Annotated in this window: 26 protein-coding genes; 1 reads left to right on the top strand and 25 read right to left on the bottom strand. The window is 61.8% G+C overall.

The annotated features are described in order from the left end of the window. Nucleotides 1-13: 13 nt before the first annotated feature. The 12 genes from J3481_RS07415 to J3481_RS07470 all read right to left on the bottom strand — a co-directional run bounded on the left by J3481_RS07415 (nucleotide 14) and on the right by J3481_RS07470 (nucleotide 9337). Entirely contained in the window at nucleotides 14-475 is a 462-nt protein-coding gene (locus J3481_RS07415) for a hypothetical protein (protein ID WP_206831315.1), read from the bottom strand. Then, on the bottom strand, nucleotides 472-1851 hold the full coding sequence (dnaB, locus tag J3481_RS07420) for a replicative DNA helicase (RefSeq protein ID WP_206831316.1): 1380 nt from the start codon (nucleotides 1849-1851) through the stop codon (nucleotides 472-474). The genes J3481_RS07415 and dnaB overlap by 4 nt, the downstream gene beginning before the upstream one ends. Nucleotides 1852-1859: 8 nt before the next feature. Next, nucleotides 1860-2303, bottom strand: coding sequence for a 50S ribosomal protein L9 (gene rplI / locus J3481_RS07425; RefSeq protein WP_206831317.1), 444 nt, complete (start codon nucleotides 2301-2303; stop codon nucleotides 1860-1862). 96 nt (nucleotides 2304-2399) lie between these two features. Next, nucleotides 2400-2705 carry a MazG-like family protein gene (locus J3481_RS07430; protein ID WP_328702065.1) on the bottom strand — a complete coding sequence of 102 codons (306 nt, stop codon included), beginning with the start codon at nucleotides 2703-2705 and terminating at the stop codon, nucleotides 2400-2402. A 194-nt stretch (nucleotides 2706-2899) separates the two neighbouring features. After that, a complete protein-coding gene (gene rpsR, locus J3481_RS07435; protein ID WP_012812131.1) occupies nucleotides 2900-3130 on the bottom strand; it encodes a 30S ribosomal protein S18 in 231 nt (76 codons plus the stop codon). Between the two features lie 74 nt (nucleotides 3131-3204). Next, nucleotides 3205-3675, bottom strand: coding sequence for a single-stranded DNA-binding protein (gene ssb / locus J3481_RS07440; RefSeq protein WP_206831318.1), 471 nt, complete (start codon nucleotides 3673-3675; stop codon nucleotides 3205-3207). A gap of 17 nt (nucleotides 3676-3692) precedes the next feature. Next, nucleotides 3693-3980: a 30S ribosomal protein S6 gene (rpsF, locus tag J3481_RS07445; protein WP_206831319.1), complete on the bottom strand. Its 288-nt coding sequence runs from the start codon at nucleotides 3978-3980 to the stop codon at nucleotides 3693-3695. A gap of 175 nt (nucleotides 3981-4155) precedes the next feature. After that, on the bottom strand, nucleotides 4156-5256 hold the full coding sequence (ychF, locus tag J3481_RS07450; RefSeq protein WP_206831320.1) for a redox-regulated ATPase YchF: 1101 nt from the start codon (nucleotides 5254-5256) through the stop codon (nucleotides 4156-4158). A 374-nt stretch (nucleotides 5257-5630) separates the two neighbouring features. After that, entirely contained in the window at nucleotides 5631-7664 is a 2034-nt protein-coding gene (locus J3481_RS07455) for a molybdopterin-containing oxidoreductase family protein (protein WP_206831321.1), read from the bottom strand. Continuing rightward, nucleotides 7636-7860: a DUF951 domain-containing protein gene (locus J3481_RS07460; protein ID WP_328702066.1), complete on the bottom strand. Its 225-nt coding sequence runs from the start codon at nucleotides 7858-7860 to the stop codon at nucleotides 7636-7638. Before J3481_RS07460 ends, J3481_RS07455 begins: the two co-directional genes overlap by 29 nt. Before the next feature lie 18 nt (nucleotides 7861-7878). Then, nucleotides 7879-8727, bottom strand: coding sequence for a mechanosensitive ion channel family protein (locus tag J3481_RS07465; protein WP_206831323.1), 849 nt, complete (start codon nucleotides 8725-8727; stop codon nucleotides 7879-7881). A gap of 34 nt (nucleotides 8728-8761) precedes the next feature. Then, the gene (locus J3481_RS07470; protein ID WP_206831324.1) at nucleotides 8762-9337 is read right to left on the bottom strand and encodes a hypothetical protein; all 576 of its coding nucleotides are present in this window, start codon (nucleotides 9335-9337) and stop codon (nucleotides 8762-8764) included. Between the two features lie 99 nt (nucleotides 9338-9436). Here J3481_RS07470 and yyaC point away from each other — a divergent pair, with 99 nt between their 5' ends. Then, the gene (yyaC, locus tag J3481_RS07475) at nucleotides 9437-10045 is read left to right on the top strand and encodes a spore protease YyaC (RefSeq protein ID WP_206831325.1); all 609 of its coding nucleotides are present in this window, start codon (nucleotides 9437-9439) and stop codon (nucleotides 10043-10045) included. 23 nt (nucleotides 10046-10068) lie between these two features. Here yyaC and J3481_RS07480 read toward each other — a convergent pair whose 3' ends face one another. The 13 genes from J3481_RS07480 to rpmH form a co-directional block, all read right to left on the bottom strand. Beyond that, nucleotides 10069-10593: a DUF4446 family protein gene (locus J3481_RS07480; protein ID WP_206831326.1), complete on the bottom strand. Its 525-nt coding sequence runs from the start codon at nucleotides 10591-10593 to the stop codon at nucleotides 10069-10071. A gap of 105 nt (nucleotides 10594-10698) precedes the next feature. Continuing rightward, nucleotides 10699-11403 carry a DUF554 domain-containing protein gene (locus tag J3481_RS07485; protein WP_206831327.1) on the bottom strand — a complete coding sequence of 235 codons (705 nt, stop codon included), beginning with the start codon at nucleotides 11401-11403 and terminating at the stop codon, nucleotides 10699-10701. A gap of 35 nt (nucleotides 11404-11438) precedes the next feature. Further along, the gene (locus J3481_RS07490; protein WP_206831328.1) at nucleotides 11439-12287 is read right to left on the bottom strand and encodes a ParB/RepB/Spo0J family partition protein; all 849 of its coding nucleotides are present in this window, start codon (nucleotides 12285-12287) and stop codon (nucleotides 11439-11441) included. After that, the gene (locus J3481_RS07495; protein WP_012812143.1) at nucleotides 12280-13047 is read right to left on the bottom strand and encodes a ParA family protein; all 768 of its coding nucleotides are present in this window, start codon (nucleotides 13045-13047) and stop codon (nucleotides 12280-12282) included. Before J3481_RS07495 ends, J3481_RS07490 begins: the two co-directional genes overlap by 8 nt. Before the next feature lie 201 nt (nucleotides 13048-13248). Continuing rightward, nucleotides 13249-14133 (bottom strand): nucleoid occlusion protein, encoded by an 885-nt coding sequence (noc, locus tag J3481_RS07500; RefSeq protein WP_206831329.1) that lies wholly within the window; start codon nucleotides 14131-14133, stop codon nucleotides 13249-13251. Between the two features lie 145 nt (nucleotides 14134-14278). Further along, nucleotides 14279-15001 carry a 16S rRNA (guanine(527)-N(7))-methyltransferase RsmG gene (gene rsmG, locus J3481_RS07505; protein WP_206831330.1) on the bottom strand — a complete coding sequence of 241 codons (723 nt, stop codon included), beginning with the start codon at nucleotides 14999-15001 and terminating at the stop codon, nucleotides 14279-14281. After that, complete coding sequence (mnmG, locus tag J3481_RS07510; protein ID WP_206831331.1) at nucleotides 14994-16880, bottom strand: tRNA uridine-5-carboxymethylaminomethyl(34) synthesis enzyme MnmG; 1887 nt, start codon at nucleotides 16878-16880, stop codon at nucleotides 14994-14996. The genes rsmG and mnmG overlap by 8 nt, the downstream gene beginning before the upstream one ends. 16 nt (nucleotides 16881-16896) lie before the next feature. Then, nucleotides 16897-18294, bottom strand: a complete 1398-nt coding sequence (mnmE, locus tag J3481_RS07515; protein ID WP_206831332.1) for a tRNA uridine-5-carboxymethylaminomethyl(34) synthesis GTPase MnmE — start codon at nucleotides 18292-18294, stop codon at nucleotides 16897-16899. Between the two features lie 76 nt (nucleotides 18295-18370). Beyond that, nucleotides 18371-19018 (bottom strand): RNA-binding cell elongation regulator Jag/EloR, encoded by a 648-nt coding sequence (jag, locus tag J3481_RS07520; protein WP_206831333.1) that lies wholly within the window; start codon nucleotides 19016-19018, stop codon nucleotides 18371-18373. Nucleotides 19019-19095: 77 nt separating this feature from the next. Beyond that, nucleotides 19096-20115, bottom strand: coding sequence for a YidC/Oxa1 family membrane protein insertase (locus tag J3481_RS07525; protein WP_206831334.1), 1020 nt, complete (start codon nucleotides 20113-20115; stop codon nucleotides 19096-19098). 12 nt (nucleotides 20116-20127) lie between these two features. After that, nucleotides 20128-20346 carry a membrane protein insertion efficiency factor YidD gene (gene yidD / locus J3481_RS07530; RefSeq protein ID WP_206831335.1) on the bottom strand — a complete coding sequence of 73 codons (219 nt, stop codon included), beginning with the start codon at nucleotides 20344-20346 and terminating at the stop codon, nucleotides 20128-20130. Next, on the bottom strand, nucleotides 20343-20705 hold the full coding sequence (rnpA, locus tag J3481_RS07535; protein WP_206831336.1) for a ribonuclease P protein component: 363 nt from the start codon (nucleotides 20703-20705) through the stop codon (nucleotides 20343-20345). The genes yidD and rnpA overlap by 4 nt, the downstream gene beginning before the upstream one ends. A 79-nt stretch (nucleotides 20706-20784) precedes the next feature. Then, a complete protein-coding gene (rpmH, locus tag J3481_RS07540; RefSeq protein ID WP_206831337.1) occupies nucleotides 20785-20919 on the bottom strand; it encodes a 50S ribosomal protein L34 in 135 nt (44 codons plus the stop codon). Nucleotides 20920-21130: the final 211 nt, after the last annotated feature.

Consider the following 21130-nt stretch of genomic DNA (forward strand, 5'->3'; position numbering starts at 1 on the left):
ACGCTTCCCTCCCTCAGGACGATCTCGCCCACACGATGCGCGGATGGGAAAGTACCGTCGCGTACGAGCCCATGTTCTGCAGGAGAACGTCGTACGGGTTCGACACGCTCACCATGCCGAGATCGGGCTCGTACGCCCCCACGTCGATCACGGGCGGGCCGAACCACCAACTCTTCACGGTGACGTACGCCGTCACGTGCGGCGGGAGATACGCCGAAGCGTAGTCGGGAATGTCATATACGTAGGCGAACCGCGCCCAGAACACGAACAGGAGCGCGACGGCGAATGCGGCGAGCGCCCGCGCCCAAAACCGCAGGCTGCGAATCGCCCGCCACGCCCGCACGCGCCGCATGCGCCGTCTCCGTCGCCTTTTCCGGCGCTTTCGCGCCTTCTCCATCAGTTTTCGCCGTTCGCGGCGAGTCAGCCGGCGCTCGCCGACCGCCGAAAACGCGAGATCCGACTCGTATTCGTTCATGGCTCCGCGTGTGCTCGTTCGAGATTGACAAACTTGTTGAAGTTCTTCAGGAACACGAGCTCAATCTTGCCCGTCGGACCGTTGCGCTGCTTCGCGATGATGACCTCGACGACGTTCGGGTTCTCGGTATCCGGATTGTAGTAGTCGTCTCGGTATAGAAATGCCACCACGTCCGCGTCCTGCTCGATGGAGCCCGACTCGCGGATATCCGACAGCATCGGGCGCTTGTCCTGGCGTTGCTCGACGGATCGGCTGAGCTGAGCCAGGGCGAGAATCGGCACCTCGAGCTCGCGGGCGAGCTGCTTGAGCGAACGCGAGATGTCCGAGATCTCCTGCTGACGGTTTTCCCCCGCCATGCGCCGCCCGTGAATGAGCTGCAGGTAGTCGATCACGACAAATCCGAGGCCGTGTTCCAGCTTGAGGCGCCTGAGCTTGCTCCGCATCTCGGGCACGGTGATGCCCGGCGTGTCGTCGATGTAGATGGGCGAATTGCTGAGCGTCGTCACGCCCATGGACAGTTTCGGCCAGTCTTCGTCGTCGAGCGTGCCGTTGCGCAGTTTGTGGCCGTCGATGAACGCCTCCGCGCAGAGCATGCGCTGCACGAGCTGATCCTTCGACATCTCGAGCGAGAAGATGGCGACCGGCAACCCGGCCCGGACGGCGACGTTTTGGGCGATGTTCAGCGCAAAGGCCGTCTTGCCCACGGACGGGCGCGCCGCCACGATGATCAGATCCGACTTTTGAAAACCACTCGTCATCCGGTCGAGATCGCTGTAACCGGTGGGCACGCCGGTGATGTTGCCGTCGCTCTCGTACAGCTGTTCAATGCGCTCGAAGGTCGACTGCAAGACATCCGAGATATGGGTGAAGTCCCTCGTGCGCTGGTGCTGACTGAGCTCCAACACCAGCCGCTCCGCATCCGCCAGGACCTCCATCGCGGACGCGTCCGGCTCGTACGCGGCCTCCGCGATACGCGTGCCCGCCGAAATGATGCGGCGCAACAGCGCCTTTTCCCTGACGATCTCGGCGTAATGCACGACGTGCAGCGCGGTCGGCATCATCGCGGCGAGATCGGCCAGATACTCCGGCCCGCCGACGGCGTCGAGGACATCCCCGTAGGTGCGCAGGCGGGAGGCGACGGTGATGATGTCCACCGGATCCCCCGCCTCGTACACCTCGCGGATGGCGCGATAGATGGCCTGGTGGGCGGACCGATAGAAGTCATCCGGCTCGAGGATCTCGAGCGCCTCCACCACCGCGTCCGGCGAAATGAGCATGGCGCCGAGAACCGCCTGTTCCGCCTCGAGGTTGTGAGGCGGCAGGCGCAGTGGCACCTCGGCAGTCGCATCGCGCCACAGCGTTTCTTCTGCCGCCATGGCGTCCGTCACTCCGCTTCCACGTAGACCAGGATCTGCACGTGCACTTCAGGATGCAGCTTGATGGTGACCTTGTGTCCCCCGAGCGACTTGATGGGGTCGGACAGTGCGATCTTGCGCTTGTCGACCTCGAAGCCGTGCGCTTTCAGCGCGTCCGCGATGTGCTTGGTCGTGATGGCCCCGAAGAGGCGTCCGTCCTTACCCACCTGGGACCGAATGGTGATTTTCTGGTTGTCGAGCCGCGCGGCGAGCGCTTTCGCGTCAGCGAGCTCCTGCGCCCGAAGCCGCTCTTCTTTGCGCCGCTTTTCTTCGAGCGCCTTGAGCGCCTGCGGCGTGGCTTCCTCGGCCAGCTTGCGCGGGAACAAGAAGTTTCTCGCGTATCCCTCGCTGACTTCCTTGATTTCGCCCTGCTTGCCCTGTCCCTTGACGTCCTGCAGCAGGATGACCTTCACAGCGGCCACCTCCCCGTACCCTACATCGTAGCGGCTGGGCGTGCAACGCGCAAAGCCGCCGCGTCTTTGCAGATCGGCGGTGGGCGCCGTTGCACGTCACCACCGCCCTTTCAGATATTTGACGACGTCCTGCACAGCCTGCCGGCGATCGCTGTCCGGATCGAGCGGCATGCCCTCGAGCGCGACGACCACTTCGCGGTCCAGCCGTTCGGGCGGAATGCCGAGCTCCTGCGCCATGGCATAGGCGATCCCGACGACCTGCGCCAGCGACTCGACGAACATCGCGTGATTGCCCGTGTGGGCGTGCCGCATGACGTCCACGACCTGTTGCAAGAGATCGATCTGTTCGTGCTCGACAGCCCGAAGGCGCTTCATGAGCACATCTTCGATGCTTTCAGCCACGGCCATTCCCCCAGACGCCCCGCGATTCGGCTCCATTCCACTTCCACAGGCTTGGCGCGAAGTCCTGCAAAGGGACGCCATCGGCAGCCGGTTCCTCTGCGGCCGCGAGCGGCAGCCGGCCGAGCATCGTGCGCGGACGACAAAAGGCCGTTCGCAGGCGGCTCACGCCGCCTCGAACGGCCCTCGGCGCATCTTCATTCCGTGGTGTACGGCAAAAGCGCAACCTGACGCGCCCGCTTGATGGCAACCGTCACCTGGCGCTGATGGCGCGCGCAGTTGCCCGTGATGCGGCGTGGCAGAATCTTGCCCCGCTCCGTCAAAAACTTGCTGAGGCGGGCCACATCCTTGTAGTCCGCGTAATCGATCTTGTCAACGCAGTACTGGCACACCTTGCGGCGCTTGCCGCCGCGTCCCTTGCGTGGCATCGTGTTCCCTCCTTCGCGCGCTGGCCTCGCAGTCCATGGCCATCCGCACCTTGCGTCGAGCCCCAGCGCGATGGTCAAAACGGAAGATCGTCTTCGGAGATATCGATCAACTGACTGTCATCCGCGAACGGATCGTCTTCAAACGGGGGCGCCGACGAAGGCGTCGGCCGCTGCTGCCGAGTTTGCGTGCCGGCCGCACTATAGCCGGATCCCTGAGCTTGGTCTGGACCGCGGTCCAAGAAGCGCACGGTTTCCGCAACCACTTCGGCCACGCGCACGCGCTGCCCATCGCGGTTGTCGTACGTCCGGATTTGCAACCTGCCGTCGACCGCCGCGAGCCGCCCCTTCTGGAGATACTGCGCAACGACCTCGGCCTGCTTCTGCCACACGACCACGTTGATGAAGTCGGTCTGGCGTTCGCCGTTCGGCCCGGACCGCATACGGTCCACAGCGAGCGTGAACGACGCCACGGCTGTGCCGTTGTTGGTGTATCGCAACTCCGGATCCGCCGTCAGGCGGCCGATCAGGATCACTCGGTTCAGCATGCTCGTCCCCTCCGCGTTCACTCACCGACGCGGACCGTCAAATAACGAATCACATTGTCGTCAATCCGCATGAGGCGCTCGAGCTCTTTCGGCGTCTCCGTGTCGCACGTGAACTTCATGAGCACGTAGTAACCCTCACGGTGGCCGTCGATCTCGTACGCCAAGCGGCGCTTCCCGATCTCCTGAAGTTCGTCGATTTGACCGCCCTTGTCGGTAACGATGGACTGGTACCGCTGAATCACCTCAGCGGTCTGCTCAGCTTCGAGCGAGGGATCCACGATGTACATCGTCTCGTACTGGCGCATACCGTGACACCTCCTTCTGGTCTAATGGCCCCCACACGGGAGCAAGGATGGCGCGCCACAAAAACGTGTGCACCGACAATCCATGCTAGCACGATCCGCCCGCTCGCACAAGATCACGCGTCTTCCTTGGTGACCAACGGTTGACATGGTGAGCGAGATGGCTCCGCTTCAGGCATTAAACGTTGAAGCGGAAATAGCACACGTCGCCATCCTGAACGACGTAGTCCTTGCCCTCCAGGCGAATTTTCCCTTGTTCTCGCGCCGCTTGAAAGCCACCTGCCGCGACGAGATCGTCGTACGCCACCACTTCGGCGCGAATGAAGCCGCGCTCGAAGTCCGAGTGAATGACACCCGCGGCCTGCGGAGCCTTGGTCCCGCGGCGTATGGTCCACGCCCGAACCTCGGGTTCGCCCGCCGTAAAAAACGTGATGAGGCCGAGCAGCTGATACGCCTTGCGAATCAGGCGATGAAGGCCCGGCTCGTCAAGGCCGAGATCTCGCAGGAAGGCGTCGCGGTCTTCCCCCTCCAGTTCCGCCACTTCGGACTCGAGCTGAGCGCATACCACAACGACTTCCGAGCCTTCCGACTGCGCGCGCGCTTCGACTTGCTGAACGTACGGATTCGAGCCGGGGTCCAGAAGGTCGTCCTCGCCGACGTTGGCCACATAGAGCACAGGCTTTGCCGTCAGCAAGTGCAGATCTCGGAGCAAAGCCGCCTCTTCCTCGTTCAGCTCGACGGATCTCGCCGGTCGCTCAGCTTCGAGCGCCGCCTGCAGGCGCTCAAGCGCCTCGGCTTCCATCTTGAAGCGCTTGTCCCCGCTCTTCATGTTCTTGCGTGCGCGGTCCAGCCGCTTCATCACCGTTTCCAGGTCCGCCAGGATCAGCTCCACATTGATGATGTCGATGTCGCGGAGAGGATCCACCGTGCCTGCGACGTGCGTGATATCGCTGTTCTCGAAACAGCGCACCACGTGCACGATGGCGTCCACTTCGCGAATGTGCGCGAGAAACCTGTTTCCGAGGCCTTCGCCCTGGCTCGCGCCCTTGACCAAACCCGCGATATCGACGAACTCAAACGCAGTGGGAACAATCCTTTTCGGATGGACGAGATCCGCAAGCACCTGAAGGCGCGGATCCGGCACCTCGACGACACCCACATTCGGATCAATGGTGCAGAAGGGATAATTTGCCGCTTCCGCGCCGGCTTTCGTAATCGCGTTGAACAAGGTGGACTTTCCGACGTTCGGAAGGCCGACGATCCCAGCCTGGAGTGACATGTTGACACCTCGCCGCGTTGTTTGCAGGATTAAGTATAGAGATTCAACCGAAGCTCGACAAAGCTGTCGGGGAGAATTCTTGTCCAAGTTGTACGAGTGCGAGCATAAAATAGGGATGCCCGCAAGTCCGGGACATCTGTCCGGATAAATCTTCTCCCCGTTGGAATACTCATCATCAGAGGAGGTGATAGCGATGCTGCGTCGGCTCTTGCGCCGCCTTCGCGTTCGCAAATTGTCGCCCAAGGCGCTGGCCTGCGAGCCCAAGCGCGCCTCCCTCTCGACTGCCCGCGCGTATCCCATGGCTTCATGATGGCGATGATCGGGCGTGCCACCGGCCTCTTCTTTCCCACCCATGACACACCCGTGCGATTATCTCAGGCGTTCTGCGCGAGAGCCTCCGACTCGGGAGCTCTCGCGTCGTCATGTGGAGCGGCGGGCAGCTTCTCCACATCGCAGAGGCAATCGTAGAGGGCCGCCTGGATTCCGAAGTCCGCCATGCCGTCTGAGGTGAAGTCGTTCAGGGTCACGCCCTGTCCGTGCCACCCGATTTCCATGCGGACGACGCGCGGATGCCCATCGCTCTGCACGCGGGCGCGCGCCACCACGCTCGCCCTCTCGTTCCGCACCCTCACCCAGTCTCCGTCCTTGATGCCGCGCTCAGCCGCGACTTCCGCACCCAGTTCCGCAACAGGATGTGGGCTCTTCGCCTCGGGCAAGGTGTCGCGCTGCGACATCTGCCATTTCCGCGGATGCACCGTGAGCAGCGTGTACGGCAGGTCTGCATCCTTCGGAAACCGGCCGACGTCGATCCGCGCGACAGGCGAGTGCCCATCCCGCTCGGCCATGGACGACGCAAACTCGAATTTGCCGCTCGGGGTCAAGAACCTGCCATCCTGCCATGGCACAGCCGGGACGCCGAGGCGGACAAACCCGCGCTGCCGCAATTCGTGGAGCTTCCCTTCGGGCCAACGATGAAGTGCCCTGCGGATCCAGGTGTCCACGTCGCCCTCCATGATCTCCGGGCGGCCTAAGGCCACGGCGAGATCGCGAAAAATCTGCCACTCCGGCTTCGCCTCGCCGCGCGGCGGCACCACCGGGCGCGCATAGCTCACGCAGTCGTGCCACATGGTCGTGTACACCACGTCCTCCTCTTCCAGCACATTCGTGCATGGCAGGACGTAGTCGGCGCATTCGGCAGTTGCCGTCATGAACGTGTCGATCACGACTTTGCAACGAATCCGGCTCATCGCCTCGCGCAAGCGGGCGCTGTCGGGAACCTGGGCCACCGGGTTGCTGCGCGTGACAAACATCACCTGCACCGGAGGGTCGGCCGCAAGCAGGTCGGCCGCAAGCGTCGGCCGGAGCATCTCCCGAACGTCCGCTCGGCGCCTTCCCGTGATGGCTTCCTCGTCGTAGAAGCGGCTCAATTGGCGCTGCGCGTAGTTCACGCCGCCTCCGGGAACCCCAACGTGGCCCGTGGCCGCGGCGAGCGCGTCGATGGCGCGGATGGTCTGTCCTCCCTGCGCGTACCGCTGCATGCCAATACCGAGCAGCGTGCAGACGGGCCTCGTCTTTCCATAGAGTTCCGCCAGAAAGCGGATGTCCTCTGCGGGTACGTCGGTCCACCGGACGACCTCATCGAGATCGTACCGGTCCAGCTCAGCGGCCAACGCCTCCCAGCCGATGGCGCGATCGCGCAGAAACGCGCGATCCAGCCAGCCCTCGTCGCGGCAGATGCGGAGCGCCGCGAGGGCCAGGAGGCCGTCCGTGCCCGGACGAGGGTAGATGGCCTTGTCGGCGCGCCGAGCCAGGTCCTGCGGCAGCGCGCTGATGACGACGAGCTTGGCGCCCCGCGCCTGCGCCTCGCGGATGAACGGGATCATGTGCACGTTGGTGTTCGCCACATTGCGGCCCCAAACCACAATGGCCTGCGCGTGTTGGGCCATGTCCTCAGGCGCGTGGCTGTTGGCCTGGCCGAAGTCATACGCCTGAGCACGGATGCCCGCATCCCAGCACAGACTGCCGATGGCCTCTGAACATCCTCCGAGCTCGTAGAAAAATCGCTGATTCAGCGCCTTCAAAAGTCCGCCCGAGCCCCAGTCATAGTAGTGCAGGATGCCGTGATGGCCGACTTCCTCCATCGTGCGCCGGATCTCGCAGGCAATTTCCCGGATGGCCTGCTCCCAGGGAATGGGCGTCCACCGTTCGCCTTCCCTTTTCAACGGGTGAAGGATGCGATCGCGACTGTTCCGTCGAACGGCCAGCTGCCGCCCACGGTTGCAGAGCGTGCCGCGGGTGATGGGGTGCTCCGGATTGCCGCTGAGCTGAATTTCGCCGTCTTCCCCGACCTCGGCCACAAACGAGCAAGCATCGTAACAGTCAACGGGACACGCCGTCCGGACCTTCATCCATTGTTCCCCCCTTCTCCAACACCGCGCGAACGAGGCGCTCAAAGCGCGATCGCGGAATCAGGACGCTGTGACCGCAGCGATGGCACTTGATGCGAATGTCCATGCCCATGCGGATGATCTCCCAGCGATTTTCGCCACACGCGTGCGGTTTCTTCATCCGCACGACGTCGCCAAGTCCAAACGAAACCGCCACGCAATGGCCCCCCATTCTTTACTCCACGGCGAGTTCCCCGCCCGCGGTGCCTTGTGCATCCGAAGCCTCGTGCAACGCGCGATCCAACGCCTCTTTGATCCGTTCGTGCGCCTCGCGCTCGATTTCTCCGTTTTTCGTGGGAGCACAGACCGCGGTCGCCCGGATGACGAGGTTGGTATTGGACACATCCTGGACACCGAGAACCTGAACGGGACCGGTCAGTACATCCGGCCGCTCTTCTTTCAAACCCGACAAGACGCGCTCCATGACGGATTTCACGAGATCCACATCCGTGTCGTAGGGCACGGTCACATCGATCACGGCCGTCGAATTCGTGCGCGAGTAGTTTGTCACGCTCGTGATTTGACCATTGGGAATGACCTGGACCTCGCCAGTCCAAGCCTGAATTCGGGTCAGGCGAATGCCAATCGAAATGACGGTGCCCTTGAATCCGTTGATCTGGACGATATCCCCGACGCCGTACTGATCTTCGAAGAGGATAAAAAGGCCTGAGATTAAATCCTTGACCAAGCTCTGCGCTCCGAAACCCACGGCTACGCCGACAATGCCCGCACTGGCAAGAATCGCGGACACGTTGACGTGGAAGAGCGACAGAATCTCGACCACCAATACAAAGTATACCGTGTACCGAACGACGTTCGTAAACAGGGATTCGAGCGTCTTTCGTCGCCGCTCGTCCATCTTCGTGTGAAGGGACAGCATGCGCCGCGTGATGCGAACACCCACGCGAATCAGGATCCGGGCCAACAGAAAGAAGATGGCGATCCGGATGACGTCCCAAATCACCACTTCCAGGCTCGGCATGTCCGACAGCGCCTGGCGCCGAATGTCCGCCCAAAGCGTCACCGCTCACCCTCCCAGCTCGTCTCATGATGTCCCATCATACCATAGTTCGAAACGCCGGGACGGACTGCAGGGTGTGAAGCATGAGATCGAGGAGCGGATTCGCATCAAGGACGTCGTGGGAACCCAAGAGGTGAAGCATCACCGCGAACGCGGGCGCGGCCTGGAGCATACTCCAGCCGCCAGCGAACGCGCCGCATGCACTGCTCGCGATGCGCGAGGCCCACGACATGCTTCCGAGGTCCTCTTCGTCGAGCACCGCGCGGAGGAAACGGTGAACCGAGATGAACGAAAACCAGACCGCGCCCGCAAGCAAGAAGGCAATGAGCCAGTCCAGCGCGCGGATGGCGGCCCATGGGATCGCATTCGACAGCGCCGGATAGGGAGCCGAGCCCGTTCCGAAGACGGCGAGATCGTCCCCGATGTGCTGTTCCACCCAGGCCAAGACCGGCCGGGTGATGGAAAGGTGCAGGACCACCCAGGGGGCGACGTGGACGGCCGCGTAGGTGCTGGCGAAGCAACCCGCCGCGTACAGCAGGGCGACTTCAGCTGGTTGAGATGCGATCCAGATGGCGATCCAGAGCGCGCCCGCCAAGAGGACGAGATCGACCATACCATCCCCCCGTGCTTCTACTTCGGACCCTGTCAGGACAGGTATAGTCGATGATACGCAAACGTATACTGGGAATATTCCGTGCGAGGGGGAAATCGGGTGAATCGCTTGTCGACAGAGGCTTCCTTGCCGAGCGCTCATGGCGGCCGCGTTTCCATGGAACATCCAAACGCCGTGTCGGCCCTCGAACAGCAGTTGGATGCAGCGCTCGCGCGATACGGCAGACTGCCGATGGTCATCGTGTGCGTGGGTACGGATCGTTCGACGGGGGATGCTTTTGGCCCCATTGTGGGATCGCGCTTGGCGCGCAACGTGAAGCTCGCCGGCGTGCACATCCTGGGGACGCTGGACGAACCGGTGCACGCGGTCAACTTGCAGACGACGTTGCAGAAAATCGATGAGTGGTATCCCGTGAAGCCGTTCGTGATCGCCATCGACGCATGCCTGGGGAAGTTTGATCACGTGGGGCAGATTTCGCTCGAAGTGGGTCCGCTGCGACCTGGCGCGGGAGTCAAGAAGGTCCTTCCCGAGTTCGGCGATCTCTGCATCACGGGCGTCGTGAATGTGTCCGGCTTCATGGAGTACTTCGTACTGCAGAATACGCGGCTCGCCATCGTCATGCGGATGGCGGACATCGTCGCCGATGCGCTGACGTCGAGCATTGTTCGCTGGTATGAACGCCATCCCAACGTGAAAACGGGGATGTGACGGATCGCACATCCCCATGTGGTTCAAGAGATCTGAGCCGTGGTGCCGCGCTGCGGCGTGCCGTGGAGAACTTCCTCGATCACCGCTCGCTCCTCGTCCGTGAGCATATAGGGAGAATCTCCGCCCTGCACCGGTTTTCCGTAGGTGACGGAATCCTCGCGGCCGTAGATGGACGTGATCACGACACCGTCGCCCTTGCCGTCGATGAGGGCCACCGAGTAGCTGAGATCGCTCCCAACTTCCGCGAACGCGTTGTAGCGCAGAATCGCAGGCGTCGAGACCTTCGATTGAAGCGCCTCCTCCAATTCGCGGATGTGTTCCTCGGCTTCGCGGAGTTTCAGTTCAAGTTTGCGAACCGCATCCTTCGTCTCTTCGAAGACGCGCTCCAGATCCGCGGCGCTCGTGACCTCCTTGAGCCGGTGGAACTTGCGCTTCAACCGAGCGGAGCGAGATAAAGACACGGCTGCGATCACGAGACAGATGAGAGCCAGAACGCCGCTCAACAGCGCGATGTCAAGCGCGTACGGCTGAAGAATGGAAAGCCCCATGGCCATTCGCCCCTTCTGCAACAACTGTCCGACACGGTCCGCTCGCAGTGACGGTAGTATGGCTGGATCGCGAACCCGTGCCGCCTGCCAATGGTTGGACAACCTTCAGAACTGCGAGATGGCGTGCGTCAACACTTTGACCACGGGCGCAAGGATCAGGGCCGGTAGCAAGTTGGCCACCGCAATCCTGCGAAGTCCTGCGAGTTGCACGCCGATGGCGACAATGAGTAGACCCCCGGCCGCCGTGATGGGTTCAATGACAAGCGGCGTGTCCAAAAAACTTCCGAACGCATGAGAAATGAGCGCAATCAGTCCTTGGTAGACCAAAACTGGAATGGCCGCCAACCCGACGCCAGGGCCGAGCGTCGAGGTGAGGACCACGGAGGAAAATCCATCGAGCACGGACTTCGCAAACAAGGTTTTGTGGTCACCCTGCAGCCCGTCCTGCACCGCGCCCACAATGGACATCGAGCCGACACAAAACAACAGCGTCGCCGAAATGAAACCTTGGGCGATAGGCCCTCGATACAGGCGGCGAAACCGTTCCTCCAGACGGTGGGCGAGCCGCTCCAGCCGATCCTCGATCTTGAGGAGTTCGCCTGTCACGGCACCCAACACGATCGAGAAGATGATCAGGACGATATCATTCATGTCGCTGAGCGCCATGCTGAGACCGATGGCGATGACACAGAGGGCGACGCCCACGGTCACCGTCTCGCGCATCCGATCGGGAATGCGCGGCAAAACATAGCCCACAGCGGTGCCCAGCAAAATGGCGAGCACGTCGATCAGGGTACCCAATAAAAACATGGATTCACCTCACGGCACAACGGGTTGGTTTTCTCTCATGGAGCGTGCGCCAACATCAGATCCATGATGCGCCGGAGGTCTTCTTCCGAGTAATAATCGATCTCGATCTTACCCCGTTTCTTGCCCGGTTGAATGCGAACCGACGTGCCCAAGTATGCCTGAACCTGCTCCTGATATCGCCGATACTCCGTCGGAAGAACGGGCTTTTCGGTTTCACGTGAAACCTTTTTCGGTTGGTAGATCACCATCTCCAACTTTCGCACGCTCCACGCTTCCTTCACGGTCTGTTCCGCCAGCCGGAGCTGCTCATCCGCATCCTCCACGGAAAGCAACGCCCGCGCATGTCCCATGCTCAATGTTCCACGTGAAACCATGTCCTGAATTTGAATCGGGAGTTGCAACAATCGCAGCATGTTCGTGATGTGACTGCGGCTCTGCCCCACGCGCTTCGCCAGCTCGTCCTGTGTCAAGTTGCACTTTTCGATCAACTTGGCGTACGCATCGGCAATTTCGATGGGATTCAGATCTTCGCGTTGCAGGTTCTCGATCAACGCAATCTCCATCAACAACACGTCACTCAGATCCCGCACGACCGCGGGCACAACCTGCAAACCCGCCATCTTGGCGGCCCGATATCGGCGCTCACCCGCGACGATATCGAACCCCTTCACCTGGCTCCTGCGAACGATGAGCGGCTGGAGAATTCCATGCTCGCGAATCGAGTCGCACAATTCTTGCAGCTTTTCCTCATTGAACGTCCGACGCGGCTGATAGGGATTCGGCCGCAAATCCCGAATATCAATCTGCACAATCTGATCCTCGTCCGACACGTTCAACTGCGGGATGAGCGCATCCAACCCGCGGCCCAAACCTCGCTTAGCCACGCGCGATCACTTCCTTCGCGAGTTCCATGTACGACTCGGCGCCGCGCGACTTCGGATCATAGTGAATGATGGGCCTTCCGTGGCTCGGCGCCTCGCTCAAGCGAACATTGCGAGGGATGATGGTCTTGTACACCTTGTCTCGAAAAAACTTTTTCACGTCCTCGATGACCTGCAAACCCAAGTTGGTGCGCGCATCCAACATGGTCAGCACCACTCCCTCCACCTCGAGCGACGTGTTGAGGTGCTTCTGCACCAGCCGCACGGTATTGAGCAGCTGGCTGAGACCTTCGAGCGCGTAGTACTCGCACTGGATGGGGATCATCACGGAGTCGGCCGCCGTGAGCGCGTTCACCGTTAACAGACCCAAGGACGGCGGACAATCGATGACGATGTAATCGTATCGGCTCCTCATCCCCTGAATGGCTCGCCGCAGCCTCACTTCTCGCGAGATAGTTGGAACCAGCTCAATTTCGGCACCCGCCAACTGAATGGTGGCCGGAAGCACGTCCAAATTGTCGAGGCCCGACGGCATGATGGCATCGGCGATGTTCACGTCGTTGATGATCACGTCATACACGCAGTACTTCACATCCGCCTTGTTGATTCCCACGCCGGATGTGGTATTCCCCTGCGGATCGATATCAATCAGCAACACGCGCTTTCCCAACGTCGCCAGACAGGCCCCGAGATTCACCGCGGTCGTCGTCTTCCCCACGCCACCTTTTTGATTGGCAATGGCGATCACGCGGGCGCTGGACACGACAAGTCCTCCTTCAAACTCGAACGAAATTCCCTAGACATTGGAGATCATGTTTTGACTCCTCTCATTCTACTGCAAAACCTTTTGGATTTCCGCCTTCACCTTGTATGGATCCCTTCAACAGCGGTGAAAATGCAAAAGCGGCCCCCCGGCCGCTTCATCCCCACGCGTGACCCCACCGCATTGCGATGGAATCCGTCGTTACGACGGCTTCGCTTGTCTGCGTGCGTCCGAACTCTCCCTCTCTCCGGCGGGATTCTTGGGCACGCGAATGGTGAACTGATAGTATTCCTCGTCATCCACCTCTTCACACACCACGCGAAGGCCTGTTTGTTCAATCATCTGCAGGGATTGACGAATCGTATTCACAGCTAGGCGCACGTCCTTGGACAGCCCCCGCTTTCTCGGCTTCCTACGCCGTTCCGCCGCCGATCCCAGCGCTTCAAGCTTCGCCTTGACCTTCTCCTCCATCTGCTTGACATTCCAACCTTTATCAATGCACTCGTTCAACAACTCGACCTGGAGTTCCTCCGAAGGCAAGGCCAACAGGGCACGCGCGTGGCGCTCCGTGATTTGCCGAGTCAGGAGGGCGTCCTGAACCGCCTGCGGCAAGTGAAGCAGCCGCAGTTTGTTGGCGATGGTCGACTGCCCCTTCCCAAGCCGCTGCGCCAGGCTTTCCTGCGTCAACCCATGCAACTCCATCAGTTGCTGATACGCAACGGCTTCCTCAATGGGGGTGAGCCCCTCGCGCTGCAGATTCTCAATCAGCGCGGCCGAGGCCGTCTGCGCGTCGTTCAGGTCTCGTATGATGGCCGGGATGGTCGGCCAACCGAGATGACGAACTGCGCGGAGCCGCCTCTCGCCGGCGATGAGCTCATACACGTCGCCTTTTTTCCTGACCACGACAGGCTGAATGACGCCGTGCGTGTGAATGGTCTTGGCCAGTTCCTCAATCGATTCCTGATGAAAGATGGCTCGGGGTTGGTATGGATTCGGGACAATGCGCTCCACCGGAATATCCACGACCTGCGTCTGCGCATGCGAAGTGTCGCGGAAGCTGATGAACCGTCCCCACGTTTCCCTCATCTTAGACCCCTCAATTCATGAACACACGAGGATCGACACTCAATGTCGAATTCACCAAGGCGTGCCCGGATTCCTTCTCTTCGACAAAACTTATCATGAATTTACAAACATCGTCTCCCGCAGACCACATTCGACAAGTTGCGCGTTACAGCGGCTGGCGAGACGGTGTGCCCGGCTTCCTCGGGTACCGCTTCGGACAGTCCTCCTCTTGTCGAAAGACTGCAATGACGCGATCGCCCTGCTCGTCCAGGAGTTTGTAACTCGTCACGCCCTCCGGGCGCGCCCGAAGGACGCGCGCGGCTCGAGCCGCATCGTCCGCCTCCTCACCCAGGTACGAAGGCCCCTTGTACAGGAACGCCCACCCGCCACGCACGAGCATCGGCGACGCATACTCCAAAAGGACGTTCGATCGCGCCACGGCCCTCGCCATCGCGGCATCAAACGACCCGCGCGCATCGGGCCTCCTGCCTAGCTCCTCCATCCGCGCGTGCACGGCCTGCACGTGAGACAGCCCGAGATCTGCGATGACATGTTCCAAAAACTGAACCCGCTTGCGGGAGGCGTCGCACAGGACAAACGACACGTCGCGCCACAAAATTGCCAGGGGAATACCGGGGATCCCTGCCCCGCTGCCCATGTCGATCACGCGGCCCTTCCGCTCCACCACCTGGCGCCACGCAGGCACCTGCGCGATGGCCGCGCTGTCGAGAAAGTGCTTGATCCACATGTCGCGCGCGTCGACGATGGCGGTGAGATTGAACCGCTCGTTCCACTCCGCCAGCATCGCGCCGTAGCGGGCGAGCTCCGCTGTCGCCTCTTCGGTGACAGGGGCGCCCCACTCGCGCATCTGCGCCAACACGTCATCCATGGGCCGCGCGCCTCTCCTGCGCGTCGAGGTACACCAACAGAATCGAGATGTCCGCCGGCGTCACTCCCGGGATCCTCGCCGCCTGACCGACCGTGCGCGGCCGGATGCGCGACAGTTTCTCCCTCGCCTCCATCGCCAGCCCCTTCATCTGCATGTAATCGACATCGTCGGGCAGCCTCCGCCCCTCGAGCCTCTTCTGGCGCTCAATCAGCTCGTTCTGCTTCCGAATGTACCCCGCGTATTTGATTTCGATCTCGACCTGCTCCCGCACCTCCGGATCGATCTCGACGCCGCCCGTGGGGTCGAGTTCTCGGACTTGCTCGTACGACAGCTCCGGCCGCTTCAAGAGCTGAGCGAGGCTCATCCCAGATTCGATGGGCTGCGATCCAAACTCCTCAAGGCGCGTATTCACTTCCTGCGGCTTCACCTTCACCCGCGACAACCGCTCCAGCTCCGCCTGAATGCCTTCTTTCTTCCGCATCACCCTGCTATAGGCCCGTTCCGAGACCAGGCCGATGCGGTAACCGAGCTCCGTGAGGCGCAGATCGGCGTTGTCGTGGCGCAGGAGCAGCCTGTGCTCCGCTCGCGAGGTGAGCAGCCGATACGGCTCGTTCGTCCCTTTCGTGACGAGATCGTCGATCATGACGCCGATGTACGCGTCCGATCGCGACAGCACCACCGGTTCTTCGCCTTTCACCTTCCGCGCCGCGTTGATGCCGGCCATGATGCCCTGTCCCGCAGCCTCCTCGTAGCCGGAGGTGCCGTTCAGTTGACCGGCGGTGAACAGACCTTCGACCAGCTTCGTCTCCAGCGTGGGCCAGAGCTGCGTCGGCACCACCGCGTCGTATTCGATGGCATAGCCGGGGCGCAGCATTTCCGCCCGCTCCAGCCCGGGTATCGAGTGAAGGATCTTGAGCTGCACATCCTCCGGCAAGCTGGTGGACAACCCCTGCACGTACCACTCACACGTGTGCGGGCCTTCCGGCTCGAGAAAGATTTGATGCGTGTCGCGATCGCGAAACCGCACCACCTTGTCTTCGATGGAAGGACAGTAGCGCGGTCCGGTGCCCTTGATCTCCCCGCTGTACAAGGGCGATCGATGGAGGTTCTCCAGGATGATCCGGTGCGTCTCCTCCGTCGTCCCCGTCAGCCAACATGGCACCTGCTCGCGCACGGGCGTGTCGGGATCGAACGAAAAGTGCCGCGGAACCGGATCCCCTGGCTGGGCGATGAGCTTGCTGAAGTCAATCGAATTCTTGTTGATGCGAGGCGGGGTGCCTGTCTTGAAGCGCACGAGCCGAAAGCCGAGATCGACCAGACAATCCGACAGGCGCACGGCCGGCATTTGACCGTTCGGACCACTTTCGTACGACACTTCGCCGATGTAGATGCGCCCGCGAAGGTACGTGCCGGTGGTGAGCACCACGGCCTGCGCATGAAATTCCTGTCCGCTCTTCGTGACGACGCCGTAGATCCGCCCGTTTCGAACCAGCAGCTCTTCCACGAGCCCCTGCTTCAGATGCAGGTTCTCGGTCCGTTCGAGCGTCCACTTCATGTTGAGCGCATAGAACGCCTTGTCGGCCTGGGCCCGTAGCGCCTGGACCGCCGGACCCTTTCCGGTGTTCAGCATCCGCATCTGGATGTAGGTCGCGTCCGTGTTCTTGCCCATCTGACCGCCGAGCGCGTCCACCTCGCGGACCACGATGCCCTTCGCAGGGCCGCCGATCGACGGATTGCACGGCATGTAAGCGATGGTATCCAGGTTGATGGTCAGAAGCAGCGTCCGGCATCCCATCCGCGCCGCGGCAAGCGCCGCCTCACAGCCGGCATGGCCGCCTCCGATGACGATCACGTCGTACGCACCGGCGAAAAACCGCATCTCCATCCACCTCCCGTCACTTGCCCAAGCAGAAGCGGGAAAAGATCTCGTTCAGCAGATCCTCTCCGGCCTCTTCGCCAATCGTCTCTCCGAGCTTTTCGTACGCGGACTGTAGGGCGACGGCCACCAAATCCATCGTGGCACCGGCCCGTGCCGCGTCCCGCGCCGTCCGAAGGTCCTCTTTCGCATCCTCCAGCAGCCGCTTCTGGCGGTGATTCGCCATGTAGGTCGCGTCCAGATCGATGGCGAGATCGCGCCGAATCTTGTGCACCACGGCGTCGCGCAGCTCATCCAGCCCCGTGCCCTCGCGGGCCGACACGCGCACCGCTCCCTCTGGCGCCAACGCCGCCGCAAACCTGGCCGCCTCCGGGTGGATCCCGCGATCGACCTTGTTCAGCACCACAATTCTGCGCGATCCGTCCGACTCGCGCGCGATGGCCTCATCCTCGGGAGACGGCGCTTCACTTCCGTCCAACACCAACAGCACGAGCTCCGCTTCCCGCATGGACTGGCGCGATCGCGCCACGCCGATTCGCTCCACGACGTCCTCCGTCTCCCGGATGCCGGCCGTGTCGATCAGCCGCAGGGGAATGCCGCGCAATTGGATGTATTCCTCCAGCACGTCCCGCGTCGTTCCGGGAAGGTCCGTCACAATGGCCCGCTCTCGCTCCACGAGGGCGTTCAACAGCGACGACTTTCCGACGTTCGGCCGGCCGACAATGGCCGTGGCCACCCCTTCGCGCAGCACGCGCCCGAGTTCCGCCGAACGGATCAGTTGGTCGATCTCGCCCATCATGCCTTCGCACACGTTCACGACGTGATCGCACGCGACATCCTCCACGTCGTGCTCCGGATAGTCGATGGTCACTTCCACGTGCGCCTCGAGCTCCAACAGCCGCCGCCTCAGCGCCCGCACGGCCTCGCCGAAGCGGCCGCGGACTTGCCGCTCCGCCAGCTTTCCTGCGAACGCCGTCTTCGCGCGGATCAGGTCGATCACGGCCTCGGCCTGCGACAGGTCCATCCGCCCGTTCAGAAAAGCGCGTTTCGTGAACTCCCCCGGCTCGGCCAGTCTCGCGCCTGCCTCGAGACACGCCGCCAACACGGCCTCCACCGCATACGCGCCGCCGTGAACCTGCAGTTCGAGCACGTCTTCTCCTGTGTAGCTGTGCGGCCCCGGCATCCAAAGCACAATCGCCTCGTCGATGACCTCCCCCGAGGCCGGATCGACCACCTGCCCGTATCGCATGCCCCGCTCGCGCAGGCGCACGGGGCGGCCGCGCTTTGACCGCACCAGGCGCTCGCCCACGTCCCGCGCGTTGCGTCCGCTCACCCGGACGATGGCGACGCTCGCCTCTCCGACAGCCGTCGCGATGGCCGCAATCGTGTCCTCCTGCTCTACGGCGCGAGTCGCCATGCTTCACCCTCCCTCCTATACAAAAACCCCACTGCACTGAGCGGGGTCTCTCTTTTGCGCGTTCTTGCACGCCGCCTCAGATCCAATCGCGTCGTTTCGGAATGATCCTCACGCGCCGGTACGGCTCCTGCCCCTCGCTGAGCGTCACCACGTCTCCGCGCGACTGCAGATGGGCATGGACCCACTTGCGATCCTTCCTCGGCATCGGATCGAGCGTCACCGGCCTGCCCAGCCTCACGGCCTTGTCCGCCGCATCGTCCACGAGCCGCCGGAGCGACTCCAGGCGCCGATCCCGATAGCCCGCCGCGTCGAGCGTGAAACGCATCTTCTCCGCGGCATCGCGATTGGCCACGATGTTCACCAAATACTGCAGCGCGTCGAGCGTAGCACCGCGCCGGCCGATCAGGATGGGTAAGACGTCCTCGTCCGCCGAGATCGACAACTTCACGGAACCGTCCTCATTCGCATCCTCCGCGACGATCACAGCCTGCCCAAGCCCCATCTTCGCGATGGTGGTCCGCAGAAACTCCTTCGCGGCGTCGAGCGGCGTCTCGATGACGCTCACCTCGACCTCCGCCTCCCTGCCGCCGAGCCACCCCAGCAAGCCTCGAGCCGGCTCCTTGAGAACGCGGACTTGGGCCTGGGATCTCGGCACACCGAGGCGCACCAGCGCCGACATCACCGCTTCTTCGATGGTCTTGCCCGTCGCCACCACTTTTCGCATCTCGCCTAAGCCTCCGACCCTGTTCGCTCTGGGCCTTGTGAAACCCTGGCTCGCGCCTTCGCTCCCCCAACCTCAAGCTACGGCTCTTGCGGAGGATGGGCTTCGGACGACGGCTCTGGAGACCCCGCGTTCGTTTGCCGGCTTGATTTCGAAGACTTTCCGTCCCGATTCCTGTTGGCCCCGTCGGCCTTGTTTCCCGACGTGCGGGCCGATCCCCGCGTATCGCCCTTCGCGCCGGACGCACCCTTGGAGGATGCCTTGGCTGAGCTCTTGGAAGGCTTCGATTCCGCGCGCGAAGTCGACTTGGCCGACGGCGTCGCAGGCGCCTTCCCGCCTCCCACCAACGCGAGTTCCCGCTCTTCGCGCAGGTTCGGCAGCGTGATAAACAGATACACCTGCAGGGCGACCAACAGGTTCGTGTAAATCCAGTAGAGGACCAGTCCTCCTGGCAGTCGGAACGCGAAGAAAAAGACCATGATGGGATACACAAAGAGCATCGACTTCTGCTGAACGGGCTGGGTCCGCATCGACAACCACGAGGACAACAGCGTCGAAAGCGCCGCCAGCACGGGCAGGATGTAATGCGTGTCCCAGTGCCCCAGCGGAAAGATGCCCAAGAAGGTGCTGTGCCGCATGCCCACGTTTCCGACAATCGCGCCGTAGAAGGCCCACAGGAAAGGCAATTGGATCAGCATCGGGAAGCACCCGGCGAGCGGGTTCATCCCCGCTTCCTGATAGAGCTTCATGAGCTCTTCCTGCATCTTTTGCTGATCGAACTTATATTTGGTCCGGATTTTCTGAATCTCGGGCTGCAGTTTCACCATGCCGCGTTGAAAGCGGATTTGCCGAAGAAACAGCGGCAACACGACCAGACGAACCAGAATCGCCATGAACAAGATGGAGATTCCGTAGTCGTTGCCGAACAGATGGGCGAAGTAATCCATCAAGTCGGAAATGCCGTGCAGGACGTCGCCCCACCAGTTTTTCGGCCACGCGCCGGGCTTCGTGGGATACAACCCGCATCCCGTCAGCACCACCACCGCCGCAAGACTGAGCGCGATGGTCCATCTCTTGCTCGCCTTCTGTTTGCCGTTCAAACGCGCATCCCCCTACCTGACGTCAGGCACCTCGTCCACGCCGCCCGGGTGCCATGGTCCACACTTCACCAATCGCCGAACGGCGAGCCAACCGCCGTACAACACGCCGAAACGCGCAATGGCCTGAACCGCGTATTCGGAACACGTGGGCGTAAACCGGCAGGTCGGCAGCTTCGCCGGTGAAATGTACCGCTGGTAAAATCGGATGAACCCAATCACAAACCGCTTCACGGGCGTTCATCTCCCGCCGATGGCGGCAACAGCTTCGCCTTTTTCAACAACCGCGCCACTTCCCGCTCGAGCGCATGGAAATCGGCCTCGGCCGCGTTTGCGCGGCACACCACGACGACGTCCACCGATTGATCGCGAAGCTCGTCCAAATAGCGCTGAAAAATGGCGCGCAACAATCGCTTCAAGCGGTTTCGAACGACCGCCTTCCCAACTTTCCTACTAATGGAAAACCCAACGCGAACGCGAGCCTCCCGATTGTCGCAATAATACAACACGAGCCTGCCGCTCGCAAATGACTTCCCCTTGCGGAACACCCGCCGAAAATCTCGGCTGTCCTTGAGCCGGTACTGACTTTGCAAGGCCCGCCCTCCAGTTCCTCGATGACCTCCCTGAATCAACCCACCCTTTCACAAAAAAAGGCCACTTCCGTGGCCCTTCTCACGCGGACAGCACCTTACGGCCCTTGGCGCGCCGGCGCGCCAGCACGCGGCGACCAGCCTTCGTCGCCATGCGCTTCCGGAAACCGTGGTTCTTCTTCCGCTTGCGAACGTTCGGTTGATAGGTCGGTTTCATCGAGACACCTCCCCCGTGCGGACACACGTAGCTACGATACAGAAAGATCCTGACCATGTCAATGTTCATTTCTCCACTATCCACATGTGGATAATCTCCGAAGACAAGTCCTTCTTGTCTCCCTCTTCGTCTCGCTCATCCACACGAAATCCACAAGTCAACAGCCTGTGGACGATCACGCATGTGCATTCGTGGATGATGTGGAAAGACG

Source organism: Alicyclobacillus fructus, from assembly GCF_017329605.1.
GTDB lineage: Bacteria > Bacillota > Bacilli > Alicyclobacillales > Alicyclobacillaceae > Alicyclobacillus > Alicyclobacillus fructus.